A 13,142-nucleotide genomic window follows, 5' to 3' on the forward strand; every position below is an offset into this window, starting at 1 on the left:
GGGACGCCGGTCCGGCTGAGGCGGGCTACTTGCCGACTTCCTTGTTGATCGCCGCGGGGGAGTCGTACTCCTTCTCCGGCAGGGACTTGAGAGCCTCCTTGACCTCCGGGCGGGCGCCGTTGCTCTCCGCCTTCTCGATGATCTGCTGCTTCGAGGCGGGGTAGCTGACGCCGCCGAGGGACTTCTGCATTTCGATCGGGTTCACCTTCATGGGCCGATACATGCCACCGCCCGCCGGACCCGCATCCCTTCCACCGGCGCTGTCACCGCTATGGAGCACATCCGGCCCGGCCGCCGCTCAGTCCCGGCGCCGCAGCGGGCCCCAGACGCCCTCCTGCCGCGCGACCTCGTCGGCGGCCTCCTCGATGACCCGGCGGTCGATCCGGCCGATCGGCTCCACGTCCGCGACCAGCGGCTCGTTGTCCGGGCCCCGGCCCCTCTCGCGCCCGCGCAGCGCCCAGGGGTACACGTCCGGGCCCTTCTCGCGCGGCAGGTGCGAGTAGTCGTGGAGCCGGCGGGCCACCCACACGTGCACCGGCCGGTCCTCCCACCAGGACTCGACGTCGAGGGGGTTCGCGCTCAGGCCGGGCATGGGCACGCCGGTCAGTTCGTCCTTGCTGGACACCGACTGGAGGTCCGCCGCGGGACCGCGCGACCAGCGTACGTACAAGTGATCACCGCGCTCGACGAGACGGACCAGGTCGTCGAGGGTGCGCAGAACCGGCAGGTCGTCCGAAGTACTCATGCGGTACTCATTCCTCGTCAGGCGCGCTTGTCACGTGCGGAAACGCGGACACCCGGGTGAGCGGCCGGTGAACCGGCTCCACCGGCCGGGTCCCTCACGTTCCGTGCCTCACCCGGTTGCCGTACATCACCGCGCCGGATGCCCCACGAGGACCGACGCTGATCGGAGGTTCAACCCCTCGGGTCTGAGGAGATCGACATGAACGCCCCTTTCTCGCGCGACTGGGAACACGCCGTCGTCACCGGCGGCGCCGGTTTCGTCGGTTCGCACCTGTGCACGGCGCTGCTGGACGCCGGTGCGGCCGTCACCTGTGTGGACGACTTCAGCACCGGACGGCCCGAGAACATATCCGAGCTGCTCGACCGCCCCGGCTTCACGCTGGTCGAGCACAACGTCTCGGAACCGTTCGACGTCGACCGGCAGCCCGACCTGGTCCTGCACTTCGCTTCCCCCGCCTCGCCCGCCGACTACCTGCGCCTGCCGCTGCACACCATGGAGGTCGGCAGCCTCGGCACCCGCAACGCCCTGGCCCTCGCGCACCGCGCCGGCGCCCGCTTCCTGCTCGCCTCCACGTCCGAGGTCTACGGCGACCCCCAGCAGCACCCGCAGAACGAGCGGTACTGGGGCAACGTCAACCCGGTCGGCCCGCGCAGCGTGTACGACGAGGCCAAGAGGTTCGGCGAGGCCCTGACCACCGCCGAGGCCGACGCCCAGGGCACCGACACCGGCATCGTCAGGCTGTTCAACACCTACGGGCCCCGCATGCGCGGCTACGACGGCCGCGCCGTGCCGACCTTCGTCCGCCAGGCGCTCGCCGGCGAACCGCTCACCGTCACCGGTGACGGACTGCAGACCCGGTCGCTGTGCTACGTCGACGACACCGTGCGCGGCATCCTCGCGGCGGCGGCCCACGGCATGCGCGGTCCCGTCAACATCGGCAACCCCACCGAGATCACCATGCTCGAACTGGCGCGGCTCGTCATCGAGCTGACCGGATCCAGCTCCGAGATCTCCTTCATCGAACGGCCGACGGACGACCCCGCCGTGCGCTGCCCCGACATCACGCTGGCCCTCGACAAGCTCGAATGGGAGCCGCGGGTGACCGCCGAAGAGGGGCTGCGACGCACCATCGCCTGGTATCGCGCCCACACGGACAGCTGATCCGGCCGAACGCCCTCCCGGCCGCGCGCCCCGGCGCGGCCCGCCTTCGCCCCGATTCGCCGAAAGGCCTGGGACCCCATGCGCATCCTCGGAATCAACGCTCTCTTCCACGACCCCGCCGCCGCCCTGGTCATCGACGGCCGGACCGTAGCCGCGGCCGAGGAGGAGCGATTCTCCCGGCGCAAGCACGGCAAGCGGCCGGTGCCCTTCTCCGCCTGGGAAATGCCGGAGCAGGCCGCCGCCTGGTGCCTCAAGCGCGCGAACCTGCGCCCGCAGGACCTCGACGCGGTGGCGTACTCCTTCGACCCGGAACTCGCCAGGGCCGCCGAGTCGATGGGCCTTGACGACCCCTGGGACCACCTGCGGCTGACGTACGCCCGCCAGGCCCCGGCGTTCCTCAAGGCCGCCCTGCCCGGTCTCGACCCCGCCGTCGTCCGGTTCGTACCGCACCACATGGCGCACGCCGCGTCGAGCGCGTTCGCCGCCTCGGACGCGCAGACGTCGTCGGTGCTCGTCCTCGACGGCCGGGGGGAACGCGCCTCCCACCTCGCGGCCCGCCGGATCAAGGGCCGCCTGGAGGCGTTCCACGCACAGGACCTGCCGCACTCGCTCGGACTCGTCTACGAGGAGCTGACCGAGCACCTCGGCTTCCTGCGCTCGTCCGACGAGTTCAAGGTCATGGCGCTCGCCTCGCACGGCACCCCGCGCATGCTGCCCGAACTGCGCCGCTACGTGTACCCCACCGGTGACGGCGGCTTCCACGCCACCGGGGTGCCCTGGAGCGAACTGTGCGCGCCGCGCGGCGCCGACGAGCCCTGGACCCAGGACCACGCGGACGTCGCGGCCAGCGCGCAGGCCGTCCTGGAGGAGACGCTGCTGGACCTCGTGCGCTGGCTGCACGGCAAGACGCACGACAGCCTGCTGACCCTCGCCGGCGGCGTCGCGCTCAACTGCGTCGCCAACTCCAGGATCGCCCGCGAAGGCCCCTTCTCCCGCGTGTGGGTCCAGCCCGCCGCCGGCGACGCGGGGACCGCGCTGGGCGGCGCCCTGCTGCTCGCCGCCGGCGCGGGCGACGATCCGGAGCCCATGGCGGGCGCGGACCTCGGCCGTGACTGGTCGGACGCGGAACTCCTGGCGTGGCTGAAGACGGCCGCGGTGCCGTTCGACCGGCCGCCGGACATCGCCGAGACCGTGGCCCGGGCGCTCGCGGACAACGCGATCGTCGCCTGGTTCCAGGGCCGTTCTGAGTACGGCCCCAGGGCGCTCGGACACCGTTCGCTGCTGGCCCACCCCGGCCACGCGGGCAACCTGGAGCGCCTGAACGACGTCAAGGGCCGCGAGCAGTTCCGGCCGGTCGCCCCCATGGTGCTGGCCGACCGGGCCGCCGAGATCTTCGACGGCCCGGTGCCGAGCCCGTACATGCTCTTCGTCCACGACGTGGCGGAGCCGTGGCGCGGCCGCATCCCCGCCGTCGTGCACGTGGACGGCACCGCCCGCATCCAGACCGTGGACCCGGCGACCGAGCCGCTGGTCGCCCGGATGCTCGGCGAGTTCGAACGGCTCACCGGCCTGCCCGTTGTCGTCAACACCAGCCTCAACACGGCCGGCCGGCCCATGGTCGACGACCCGCGCGACGCACTGGAGTGCTTCGGCTCCTCGCCGGTGGACCTGCTGGCCATCGGCCCGTACGCGATCCGGCGCGGCGAGTTCTTCCACTCGTCCGACACCTACGCCGACGGGGCCGCGCGATGACGGCCCACGGGCAGGAGACGACGGCCACGGCGTACGCGGTGGTGATCCCGACCATCGGGCGCCGCAGCCTGAACGTGTGCCTGCGGGCCCTGGCCGACGGGACGGGACCCAAGCCCGCGCAGGTGGTCCTCGTCGACGACCGCCGCGAGACCGGCGGGCTGCCGCTGCCGGTCGTCGTCCCCGACGCCCTGCGGCCCGTCACCACCGTGGTGACCGGCCGGACGCGCGGGCCGGCGGCAGCGCGCAACAGAGGGTGGCGCGAGGCCGGTCCGGTGCCGTGGACGGTCTTCCTGGACGACGACGTCGTGCCGAGCCCCACCTGGGCCGAGGACCTCGCGGCGGACCTGGCGGCGGCGACGTACCGGACGGCCGCGGTCACCGCGCGCATCGAGGTGCCGCTGCCGCCGGACCGCCGCCCCACCGACTGGGAGCGCAACACGGCCGGGCTGGCCACCGCGCGGTGGATCACCGCGGACATGGCGTACCGCAGGGAGGCCCTCGAAGCCGTCGGCGGCTTCGACGAGCGGTTCCGCCGCGCCTTCCGCGAGGACGCGGACCTCGCCCTGCGGGTGCTGGCGGCCGGCTGGACGGTGGACCGGGGCAGGCGCACCACGACCCACCCGGTCCGGCGCGCCGACCGCATGATCTCCGTACGCCTCCAGCGGGGCAACGCCGACGACGTCCTGATGAACCGGCGGCACGGCCGCGACTGGTGGACGCGCGCGGACGCGCCCCGGGGGCGCCTGCCCCGCCACCTCGCGGTGACGGCCGCCGCGCTGACGGCGGTGTCCTGCGCCGCCGCCGGCCGCCGCGGCGCGGCCGCCGCGTGCGCCGCCGGGTGGCTGGCCGGTACGGCGGAGTTCGCCTGGGCCCGGGTCGCACCGGGACCGCGCACCCGCGACGAGGTCGCCACGATGGCCCTCACCAGCCTGCTCATCCCGCCGGCCGCCACCTGGCACTGGCTGCGCGGACACGCCAAGTACCGCCGCGCCCTGCCGCTCGGCCCCCACGAGGCGGCGGCCCCGCCGCGCGCCCCGCGCGAGCCGGTCCAGGTACGGGTGGGGCCATGACCCGCCGGCCCACGGCGGCTCCGCCGGAACCCGCGAGCGGCCCCTGGCTGTTCGACGGCCCGCCGTCGGCCGCCCGGCGCCCCGCGCCGGGCGGGCCCGGCGCGGGCGGGCTCCCGGATCCGCGCGGGGACGGCCCCGGCGACGCCCGCGCCCCGGCGCCGGGCACCGGTGGCGGGCCGGCTCCCGCCCCCGGAACGACGCCGCCGCTGCCGGGAGGCACGGGCGGCGGGCTTCCGGAGGCCGTGCTTTTCGACCGGGACGGGACGCTGGTCGTCGACGTGCCGTACAACGGCGACCCCGACCGGGTCGAACTCATGCCGTCGGCCCGGGAGGCCGTCGACGCCGTGCGGGCGCTGGGCATCCCGGTGGGCGTGGTGAGCAACCAGTCCGGGGTCGCCCGCGGGCTGCTGACCCGGCGTCAGGTGGAAGCCGTGCGGCACCGCGTGGAGGCGCTCCTCGGGCCGTTCGCGGTCTGGGCGGTCTGCCCGCACGGGCCGGACGACGACTGCGGCTGCCGCAAGCCCGCCCCCGGCCTGGTCCTGGCCGCCTGCGCACGGCTCGGCGTGCCCGCCGCCCGCGCCGTCGTCGTAGGGGACATCGGGGCCGATCTGGCGGCAGCGGCCGCCGCCGGCGCGCGCGGGGTGCTCGTACCGACCCCCGTCACCCGTCCCGAGGAGACCGCCGCGGCCGAGGAGACGGCCGACGACCTGCTGGGGGCCGTCCGGCTCGTACTGGCCCCCGACGCGGCCGGACGGACGGGAGGCCCGCGATGACCGCGCCCCGGACGCTCGTCGTCCGCCTGGACAGCGCCGGCGACGTGCTCCTCGCCGGACCGGCCGTACGGGCCGTCGCCGCCGGGTCCTCCTACACCGCCCTGCTCTGCGGGCCGCTGGGCGTGCAGGCGGCCGGGCTGCTCCCCGGGGTCGACGAGGTGCTGGTGTACGACGCCCCCTGGGTGGGGCTCGATCCCGCGCCCGTGACGCGCGACGACACCGGCGCGCTGCTGGAGGAACTGACCGCCCGCCGCTTCGACCGCGCCCTCGTGCTCGTCTCGTACCACCAGAGCCCCCTCCCGGCCGCCCTGCTGCTGAAACTCGCGGGCGTGGGATGGACCGCCGCCGACAGCGAGGACTACCCCGGCGCGCTCCTCGACCTGCGGCACCACCGGCTGCCGCACCGCCACGAGGCGGAGGCCGCCCTCGACCTGGCCCGGGACGCCGGCTTCCCGCTGCCGCCCGGCGACGACGGGACCCTGCGTATCAGCCCGCCGCCGCCCACCGCCCACCTGACCGGCCCCGGTCCGTACGTCGTGCTGCACCCCGGCGCCGCCGTCCCGGCCCGCGCCTGGAGCGCGGCGCGGGCCGCGCGGGCCGCCGCCGCCCTGTCCGCCGCGGGCCACCGGGTCGTGGTGACCGGTGGCCGCGCGGAGAAGGACCTGACCGCCGAAGTGGCGGGGCGGCACGCCCTCGACCTCGGCGGAGCCACCGACCTGCACCAGCTGGCCGGGGTCCTCGCCGGAGCCCGCGTCGCGGTGGTCGGCAACACCGGACCCGCCCACCTGGCCGCCGCTGTGGGCACCCCCGTCGCCTCCCTGTTCGCGCCGGTCGTACCGGCCGAGCGGTGGGGGCCGTACGGCGTGCCCCACGTACTGCTCGGCGACCAGGGCGCGCCGTGCGCCGGGACCCGGGCCCGGCGCTGCTCGGCGCCGGGGCACCCCTGCCTCGACGGGGTCGCCGACGCGGAGGTGCTCGCCGCGGTGGCGGCACTCGGCGGCGCGGCAGCGCCCGAAGCGGGCCGCCCGGCGGTGCCGGGCGGCGTATCCGAGAAGGAACGAGGAGGAGCGACCGCATGAACATCCTGCTGTGGCACGTACACGGTTCCTGGACCACGGCGTTCGTCCAGGGGCCGCACACCTATCTCGTTCCCGTGACCCCCACCCGGGACGCGGACGGGCTCGGCCGGGCCCGCACGTTCACCTGGCCCGACTCCGTGCGGGAGGTGACGCCCGGGCAACTGCGCGACACGCAGGTCGACCTCGTCGTCCTCCAGCGGCCGCACGAGCTCGACCTCGCCGAACGCTGGCTGGGCGGGCGCCGCCCGGGCCGCGACGTACCCGCCGTCTACCTGGAGCACAACGCCCCGGACGGCGACGTGCCGGACACCCGGCACCCGTTCGCGGACCGCGACGACCTCACACTCGTCCACGTCACCCACTTCAACCGGCTGTTCTGGGACAACGGGTCGACGCGCACCGAGGTGATCGAGCACGGCATCGTCGACCCCGGGCACCAGTACACCGGCTGGCTCCCGCGCGCCGCCGTTGTCGTCAACGACCCGGTCCGGCGCGGCCGTTACACCGGAACGGACCTGCTGCCGGCCCTGTCCGAGGCGACGCCGCTCGACGTCTTCGGCATGCGCACCGAGGGCCTGGCCGCGCACCTCGGCATATCCGACGACCGGTGCCACACCGCCGACCTTCCGCAGAGCGACCTGCACGCCGCACTCGCCGAGCGCCGCATGTACGTGCACCCGGTGCGCTGGACGTCCCTCGGACTGTCGCTGCTGGAGGCCATGCACCTGGGCATGCCCGTCGTGGCGCTCGCCACCACCGAGGCCGTCGAGGCGGTGCCGCCCGGCGCCGGAACGCTGTCCACCCGGCCCGAGGTGCTCGCGCGCGCGGCCCGGCACTACCTGGAGGAACCGGAAGCCGCGGCCGAGGACGGTGCGCGCGGCCGCCAGGCCGTACTCGAACGGTACGGGCTCAAGCGCTTCCTGGGTGACTGGGAGCGCGTGATGACGGAGGTGCGTTCATGACATCCCTCGCCCCCATCGGCGCGGGCATCGGCAACGCCGGCGCCCTGTCGATCGCGCTGGTATCGGAGCACGCCAGCCCCCTGGCGGCCCTCGGCGGAGTGGACGCCGGAGGCCAGAACGTCCATGTCGCGCGCCTTGCGGGCGCACTCGCCGACCGAGGTCACAGCGTCACCGTCTTCACCCGGCGGGACGCGCGGGACCTGCCGGACAGGGTGCCACTGCGCGCCGGCGTCGAGGTGCACCACGTGCCCGCCGGACCGCCGGAACAGATCCCCAAGGACGAACTGCTGCCCCACATGCTGTCCTTCGGCCGCTACCTGGCGCGCGAATGGCAGATCCGGCCCCCCGACCTCGTCCACTCGCACTTCTGGATGTCGGGCCTCGCCGCCCTCCACGCCACGCGCGAACTGCGGCTGCCGCTCGTGCACACCTTCCACGCGCTCGGCACGGTGAAGCGCCGGCACCAGCGGCGTGCCGACACCAGCCCGCCCGCGCGGATCGCGTGCGAACGGGAGGTGGGCCTGGGCTGCGACCGCATCATCGCGACCTGCCACGACGAGGTCGCGGAACTGGGCCGCATGGGCATCCCCGCCGACAAGGTCGGCGTCGTCCCGTGCGGCGTCGACACCGCCGAGTTCACCCCGTACGGACCGGTCGCCGACCGCGACGGCACCTGCCGGCACCGGCTGATCCAGCTCGGCCGCCTGGTGCCCCGCAAGGGCGCGGGAGTCTCCATCGCCGCGCTGAGCGGCCTGCCCGACACGGAGCTCCTGGTCGTCGGCGGCCCCCCGGCGGACCTGCTCGACGACGACCCCGAGGTACGGCGGCTGCGCGCCCTCGCCCGCGACGCCGGAGTCGCCGACCGCGTCCGCTTCACCGGCGGCGTGCCCGGCGAGCAGGTCCCGCCCCTGCTGCGGACCGCCGACGTGGTGCTGTGCCCCGGCGACTACGAACCGTTCGGCATCGTGCCGCTGGAGGCGATGGCCTGCGGAAAGCCCGTCGTGGCCAGCGGCGTGGGCGGGCAGCTCGACACCGTCTCCGACCCGGCCACCGGCCGGCTGGTGCCGCCCGGCGACCCCGGGGCCCTCGCCCGCGCCGTCGGCGAACTGCTCGACGACCCCGCGCTGCGGGAGGCGTGCGGGGAGGCGGGCCGCCGCCGGGTGCTGAGCCGCTACGGCTGGGCGCGCGTCGCGGCGTCCACCGAGTCCGTGTACGGCGAGGTGCTCGCCGCGCTGCCCGCCGTGACGGGGGCCGTCTGACCCGACCGCCCGCCGGCGCACCGCGACGTCGGCGTTCCCGACCGTCATCCGCGCAGCACCGATGTCCGAAGGAGGTGCGGGTCCGGCCGTCGTCCCCCGGACGCGGCACGCCCGACCAGCATGAACGAATCCCTTGTACTCGACGCCGCGCACCGGCACTGCCAGTCGCTGCGGGACGCGCTCACCGGTTTCCGCGAAGAGAACCTGGGCCGGCTCGCCGCCTGGGGCGCCGAACTCGCGGCCGTGCTCCCCGTCGGCGGACGTCTGCTGGCGGCCGGCAACGGCGGCAGCGCCGCGCAGGCCCAGCACCTGACGGCCGAACTGGTCGGCCGCTACCGCCAGGAGCGCCCCGCCTACTCCGCCATCGCCCTGCACGCCGAGACGTCCAGCGTGACGGCCATCGGCAACGACTACGGGTTCGACCAGGTGTACGCCCGCCAGGTGTCGGCGCACGGCCGCCCCGGCGACATCCTGGTGCTCCTGTCCACCTCCGGCCGCAGCGCCAACCTGATCACGGCGGCCGTGACGGGCCGGGCTGCGGGGCTGCGCGTCTGGGCGCTGACGGGTCCGGGCCCCAATCCCCTCGCGGAGGCGGCGGACGAGGCGCTGTGCGTCGGCGCCGACAGCACGGCGACCGTGCAGGAGGCCCACCTGGTCGCCGTGCACGTGCTGTGCGAATGCTTCGACGCGGCGGGCGGCGCGCCCGCTCCCGGACCCGACGCCAGGACCCGGGTCGCGGCCAAGACCAAGGCGAAGGTCAAGGCCAAGGGCAAGACCGGGGCCGCCCGGCCGGTCGTCGTCGAACGGAGGATGTCATGACCGCGCGCAAGCCCCTGGTGGTCGTCGGGGACGTCCTGCTCGACGAGGACATCGAAGGCGTGTCCACCCGGCTGTCCCCCGACGCGCCCGCCCCCGTCGTCGACGTCACCGGTGACCGCAGCCGTCCCGGCGGGGCGGGGCTCGCCGCCGCCCTCGCCGCCCGCGGCGGGCGCGAGGTGACGCTGGTGACCGCCCTCGGCGACGACCCGGCGAGCGCAGCCGTGCGCCGCGCCCTGCGGGGCCGGGTGCGGCTGCTCGAGATCCCCCTGGACGGCACCCTGCCGGTGAAGACCCGGGTACTGGCCGGCGGCCGGCCGCTGGTGCGGATCGACCGGGGCGGCGGGACGCCCGGCGAGCCCGACGACGCGGTGCGCGAGGCGCTGGCGCAGGCCCACGCCGTACTGGTGGCCGACTACGGGCGCGGCACGGCGAGCGCCGTACGGCCCCACCTGGAGGCCGTGGCCCGCCGCACGCCCCTGGTGTGGGACCCCCACCCCAACGGCGACGACCCCGTGCCGGGGGCCCGGATCGTCACCCCCAACGGCGCCGAGACCTGCGCCCTCAGCCCCGCCGACGGCCAGTCCCTGCGGGCCTACGCCGAGCGCGGCGGCGACCTCGCCGAACGCTGGCGCGCCGCCGCCGTCGCCGTGACCCTCGGCGAGCGGGGCGTCCTGCTGACCAGGCCCGGCGCCGGTACGCCGATGCTCGTCCCGGCGCCCTACCGCGCCCAGGGCGATCCGTGCGGCGCGGGCGACTGCTTCGCCGCCGCCACGGCGGCGGCCCTCGCGGACGGGGCGCTCCCCGAAGAGGCCGTGCAGCGGGCCGTCGCCGAGGCCGCCGCCTTCGTGGCGGCGGGCGGCGCGGGCAACCCGGCGCTGTGGCGGACCCGGGCCGCGCCCGGCGCGGAGGAGGAGACGCCGGAGACCGACCCCTTCGCCCTGGCGGAGCGGGTCAGGGCGCGCGGCGGCACGGTGGTCGCGACCGGCGGCTGCTTCGACCTGCTGCACGCCGGTCACGTCGGGCTGCTGGAGAGCGCCCGCCGGATCGGCGACTGCCTCATCGTGTGCCTCAACTCCGACGCGTCGCTCACCCGCCGCAAGGGCCCCGGCCGCCCGCTCAACCCGGTCGAGGACCGGCTGCGGGTGCTCGCGGCGCTCGGCAGCGTCGACGCCGTCGCGGTCTTCGAGGAGGACACCCCGGCGGCCCTGCTGAGCCGGCTGCGGCCCGACGTCTGGGTCAAGGGCGGCGACTACTCCGTCGAGGACCTCCCCGAGGCCGAGGTGCTGCGTGCCTGGGGCGGCCAGGCGGTCGTCCTGCCGTACCTCGTCGGGCGCTCCACCACGCGGCTGGCCCACCGCGCGGCGCGGGCCGCCGTACGGGTGAAGCCGTCCCCGCCCTGAGCCGGGCCCCGGCCGCACGCCCCCACGCCCACGGAGAGAGGCAGCCAGCGACATGAGTGCCGACAAGCGGACACCGCCGCCCCAGAGCGGCGGCGAGGCCCCGGACCGGATTCCGGACCGGGCGTCCCGGCCGCGCGTGCTGGTCCTGCGGGCCCTCGGGCTCGGCGACCTGCTGACCGCCGTGCCCGCCCTGCGCGCCCTGCGGCGCGGCCTGCCGGGCCACGAGGTGGTGCTGGCCGCCCCAGGGCGGCTGGCGGAGGCGGCGGCCGCGACGGGACTGGTGGACCGGCTGCTGCCCGCGTCCGCCCCCGGCCGGGCGGTGCCCGCCGAACTGGCCTGGGACGGCCTCGCCCCCGACATCGCGGTCGACCTGCACGGCAACGGCCCGCCGAGCCACCTGCTGCTCCAGCGGCTCGGGCCGGAGCGGCTCTTCGCGTACGCGCACCCCGAGACGCCCGGCATCCCCGGACCCACCTGGCGGCCCGACGAACACGAACGGCACCGCTGGTGCCGGCTGCTCGACTGGTACGGCGTCCCCGCGGACCCCGAGGACCTGCTGATCCCCCGGCCCGCCGTCGCGTCCCCGGCCCCGGGCGCCGTCGTGCTGCACCCGGGCGCCGACGCCGCCGCCCGCCGCTGGCCGCGTGAGCGGTTCGCCGCCGTGGCCCAGGCACTGCACCGCGCGGGCCACGAGGTCGTGGTGACCGCCGGCGCGGGGGAGGGGCCGTCGGCCCGGCAGGTGGCGGCGGAGGCGGGTCTCGCTCCCGAGGCGGTGGTGGGCGGCGCGGGCGACGTGCCGTTCGCCCGGCTCGCCGCGCTCGTGGACCGGGCCCGCTGCGTGATCGTCGGGGACACCGGTCTCGCCCACCTCGCGTCGGCGCTCGCCACCCCCTCCGTGGTCCTGTTCGGCCCCGTCGCCCCGCGCCTGTGGGGACCGCCCGCCCGCGCGCGGCACCGGGTGCTGTGGCACCCCGACGGCGACTACTCGGCGCGCCCCGGCGACGCCCACGGCCCGCTGCCGGACGAGCGGCTGCTGAGGATCACCGTCGACGAGGTCGTCGAGGCGGTACGGGAACTGCCCGAGCCGGACCTCCGCAAGGAGACCGACCGGCCGCTGGTCGGGGGCTCGTGGTGAGCGCCGGGGAGGCCGTGGACCGCGCCGGGACCGGCCGCCCGGCCGGCGGGCGTCCGGCCGGACCGCCGCGGACCGGCATCGTGGTGATCACCATGAACCGGCGTACGAGCCTGCTGCGCACCCTCGACCGCCTGGCCGCACTGCCGGAACGGCCGCCGGTCGCGGTGGTCGACAACGGTTCCACCGACGGCACGGCGGAGGCGGTGCGGGCCCGGCACCCCGCCGTCCTCCTGCTCACCCCGGGGTGCAACCTCGCCGCCGCCGGCCGCACGTACGGCGCCACCGCACTCGACACGCCGTACATCGCCTTCAGCGACGACGACTCGTGGTGGGAGCCGGGCGCCCTCGACCGGGCCGCCGACGTGCTCGACAGCCACCCCCGGCTGGGGCTGGTGGCCGCCACCACGCTCGTCGGCCCCGAGGCGTTCCCCGATCCGCTCAACCGGGAACTGCGCGAATCGCCGCTGGGGCAGGAGCCGGACCTGCCCGGCCGTTCCGTGCTGGGCTTCCTCGCCTGCGCGTCCGTGGTGCGCAGGGCCGCGTACCTGGAGGTGGGCGGCTTCCACCCGCTGCTCGGGGTCGGCGGCGAGGAGCAGCTGCTCGCCATCGACCTCGACGCGCACGGCTGGGGAGTGGCGCACTGCCCCGGCGTCGTGGCCCGCCACGACCCCGACGCGGGCCCGCGCCCCGGCCGGGTCGTGCGGATGCGCCGCAATGAACTGCTCACCGCCTGGCTGCGGCGGCCCCTGCGCCAGGCACTCGCCCGGACGGCGCGGCTGGCTCTCGAAGGCATCGACGACCCGCAGGCCCGGCGCGCGCTGGCCGAGGCCGGCCGGCGGCTGCCCGCCGCCCTGGCCCGCAGGCACCGGACGCCGGCCCGGGTGGAACGCCGTCTGCGCCTGCTGGAGAGGTCGTCGTGAGCGGGTGACGGCGTGCGTGGGCCGGCGAGGTGGCAGGTGTACGCCGAACCGCCGCCGCCCGGTGGAC

Annotated in this window: 13 protein-coding genes; 11 read left to right on the forward strand and 2 right to left on the reverse strand. The window is 76.3% G+C overall.

Annotation, left to right across the window (positions count from 1 at the left end; all coding sequences use genetic code 11):
- Positions 1-25: 25 nt before the first annotated feature.
- Both ACWGH0_RS18700 and ACWGH0_RS18705 read right to left on the reverse strand, forming a co-directional pair.
- On the reverse strand, positions 26-211 hold the full coding sequence (locus ACWGH0_RS18700) for a DUF2795 domain-containing protein (protein WP_453405259.1): 186 nt from the start codon (positions 209-211) through the stop codon (positions 26-28).
- An 87-nt stretch (positions 212-298) separates the two neighbouring features.
- Positions 299-745 carry a DUF6098 family protein gene (locus ACWGH0_RS18705; protein WP_453405260.1) on the reverse strand — a complete coding sequence of 149 codons (447 nt, stop codon included), beginning with the start codon at positions 743-745 and terminating at the stop codon, positions 299-301.
- Positions 746-943: 198 nt separating this feature from the next.
- Here ACWGH0_RS18705 and ACWGH0_RS18710 point away from each other — a divergent pair, with 198 nt between their 5' ends.
- From ACWGH0_RS18710 to ACWGH0_RS18760, 11 genes are all read left to right on the forward strand, one after another.
- Positions 944-1,906, forward strand: a complete 963-nt coding sequence (locus ACWGH0_RS18710; protein WP_453405261.1) for a UDP-glucuronic acid decarboxylase family protein — start codon at positions 944-946, stop codon at positions 1,904-1,906.
- Between the two features lie 78 nt (positions 1,907-1,984).
- Positions 1,985-3,658, forward strand: a complete 1,674-nt coding sequence (locus ACWGH0_RS18715) for a carbamoyltransferase family protein (RefSeq protein ID WP_453405262.1) — start codon at positions 1,985-1,987, stop codon at positions 3,656-3,658.
- Positions 3,655-4,728 carry a glycosyltransferase family 2 protein gene (locus ACWGH0_RS18720; protein WP_453405263.1) on the forward strand — a complete coding sequence of 358 codons (1,074 nt, stop codon included), beginning with the start codon at positions 3,655-3,657 and terminating at the stop codon, positions 4,726-4,728. The genes ACWGH0_RS18715 and ACWGH0_RS18720 overlap by 4 nt, the downstream gene beginning before the upstream one ends.
- Positions 4,725-5,501: a D-glycero-alpha-D-manno-heptose-1,7-bisphosphate 7-phosphatase gene (locus ACWGH0_RS18725; protein ID WP_453405264.1), complete on the forward strand. Its 777-nt coding sequence runs from the start codon at positions 4,725-4,727 to the stop codon at positions 5,499-5,501. Before ACWGH0_RS18720 ends, ACWGH0_RS18725 begins: the two co-directional genes overlap by 4 nt.
- The gene (locus ACWGH0_RS18730) at positions 5,498-6,580 is read left to right on the forward strand and encodes a glycosyltransferase family 9 protein (protein ID WP_453405265.1); all 1,083 of its coding nucleotides are present in this window, start codon (positions 5,498-5,500) and stop codon (positions 6,578-6,580) included. The genes ACWGH0_RS18725 and ACWGH0_RS18730 overlap by 4 nt, the downstream gene beginning before the upstream one ends.
- Positions 6,577-7,542: a glycosyltransferase gene (locus ACWGH0_RS18735; protein ID WP_453405266.1), complete on the forward strand. Its 966-nt coding sequence runs from the start codon at positions 6,577-6,579 to the stop codon at positions 7,540-7,542. Before ACWGH0_RS18730 ends, ACWGH0_RS18735 begins: the two co-directional genes overlap by 4 nt.
- Positions 7,539-8,801 carry a glycosyltransferase gene (locus tag ACWGH0_RS18740; RefSeq protein ID WP_453405267.1) on the forward strand — a complete coding sequence of 421 codons (1,263 nt, stop codon included), beginning with the start codon at positions 7,539-7,541 and terminating at the stop codon, positions 8,799-8,801. Before ACWGH0_RS18735 ends, ACWGH0_RS18740 begins: the two co-directional genes overlap by 4 nt.
- A 120-nt stretch (positions 8,802-8,921) precedes the next feature.
- Positions 8,922-9,620: a D-sedoheptulose-7-phosphate isomerase gene (locus ACWGH0_RS18745; RefSeq protein WP_453405268.1), complete on the forward strand. Its 699-nt coding sequence runs from the start codon at positions 8,922-8,924 to the stop codon at positions 9,618-9,620.
- Complete coding sequence (gene rfaE2 / locus ACWGH0_RS18750) at positions 9,617-11,020, forward strand: D-glycero-beta-D-manno-heptose 1-phosphate adenylyltransferase (protein ID WP_453405269.1); 1,404 nt, start codon at positions 9,617-9,619, stop codon at positions 11,018-11,020. Before ACWGH0_RS18745 ends, rfaE2 begins: the two co-directional genes overlap by 4 nt.
- Positions 11,021-11,072: 52 nt before the next feature.
- Entirely contained in the window at positions 11,073-12,155 is a 1,083-nt protein-coding gene (locus tag ACWGH0_RS18755) for a glycosyltransferase family 9 protein (RefSeq protein WP_453405270.1), read from the forward strand.
- Complete coding sequence (locus tag ACWGH0_RS18760; protein WP_453405271.1) at positions 12,152-13,075, forward strand: glycosyltransferase family 2 protein; 924 nt, start codon at positions 12,152-12,154, stop codon at positions 13,073-13,075. Before ACWGH0_RS18755 ends, ACWGH0_RS18760 begins: the two co-directional genes overlap by 4 nt.
- Positions 13,076-13,142: the final 67 nt, after the last annotated feature.

The organism is Streptomyces sp. NPDC054887, assembly GCF_053610585.1.

Excerpts from the sequence above, each read along its gene's own strand:
- ACWGH0_RS18720 (WP_453405263.1), top strand. The coding sequence starts at position 3,655 with ATGACGGCCCACGGGCAGGAGACGACGGCCACGGCGTACGCGGTGGTG.
- ACWGH0_RS18735 (WP_453405266.1), top strand. The coding sequence starts at position 6,577 with ATGAACATCCTGCTGTGGCACGTACACGGTTCCTGGACCACGGCGTTC.
- ACWGH0_RS18705 (WP_453405260.1), bottom strand. The coding sequence starts at position 745 with ATGAGTACTTCGGACGACCTGCCGGTTCTGCGCACCCTCGACGACCTG.
- ACWGH0_RS18725 (WP_453405264.1), top strand. The coding sequence starts at position 4,725 with ATGACCCGCCGGCCCACGGCGGCTCCGCCGGAACCCGCGAGCGGCCCC.
- ACWGH0_RS18755 (WP_453405270.1), top strand. The coding sequence starts at position 11,073 with ATGAGTGCCGACAAGCGGACACCGCCGCCCCAGAGCGGCGGCGAGGCC.
- ACWGH0_RS18715 (WP_453405262.1), top strand. The coding sequence starts at position 1,985 with ATGCGCATCCTCGGAATCAACGCTCTCTTCCACGACCCCGCCGCCGCC.
- ACWGH0_RS18730 (WP_453405265.1), top strand. The coding sequence starts at position 5,498 with ATGACCGCGCCCCGGACGCTCGTCGTCCGCCTGGACAGCGCCGGCGAC.
- ACWGH0_RS18740 (WP_453405267.1), top strand. The coding sequence starts at position 7,539 with ATGACATCCCTCGCCCCCATCGGCGCGGGCATCGGCAACGCCGGCGCC.
- ACWGH0_RS18700 (WP_453405259.1), bottom strand. The coding sequence starts at position 211 with ATGAAGGTGAACCCGATCGAAATGCAGAAGTCCCTCGGCGGCGTCAGC.
- ACWGH0_RS18710 (WP_453405261.1), top strand. The coding sequence starts at position 944 with ATGAACGCCCCTTTCTCGCGCGACTGGGAACACGCCGTCGTCACCGGC.
- ACWGH0_RS18745 (WP_453405268.1), top strand. The coding sequence starts at position 8,922 with ATGAACGAATCCCTTGTACTCGACGCCGCGCACCGGCACTGCCAGTCG.
- rfaE2 (WP_453405269.1), top strand. The coding sequence starts at position 9,617 with ATGACCGCGCGCAAGCCCCTGGTGGTCGTCGGGGACGTCCTGCTCGAC.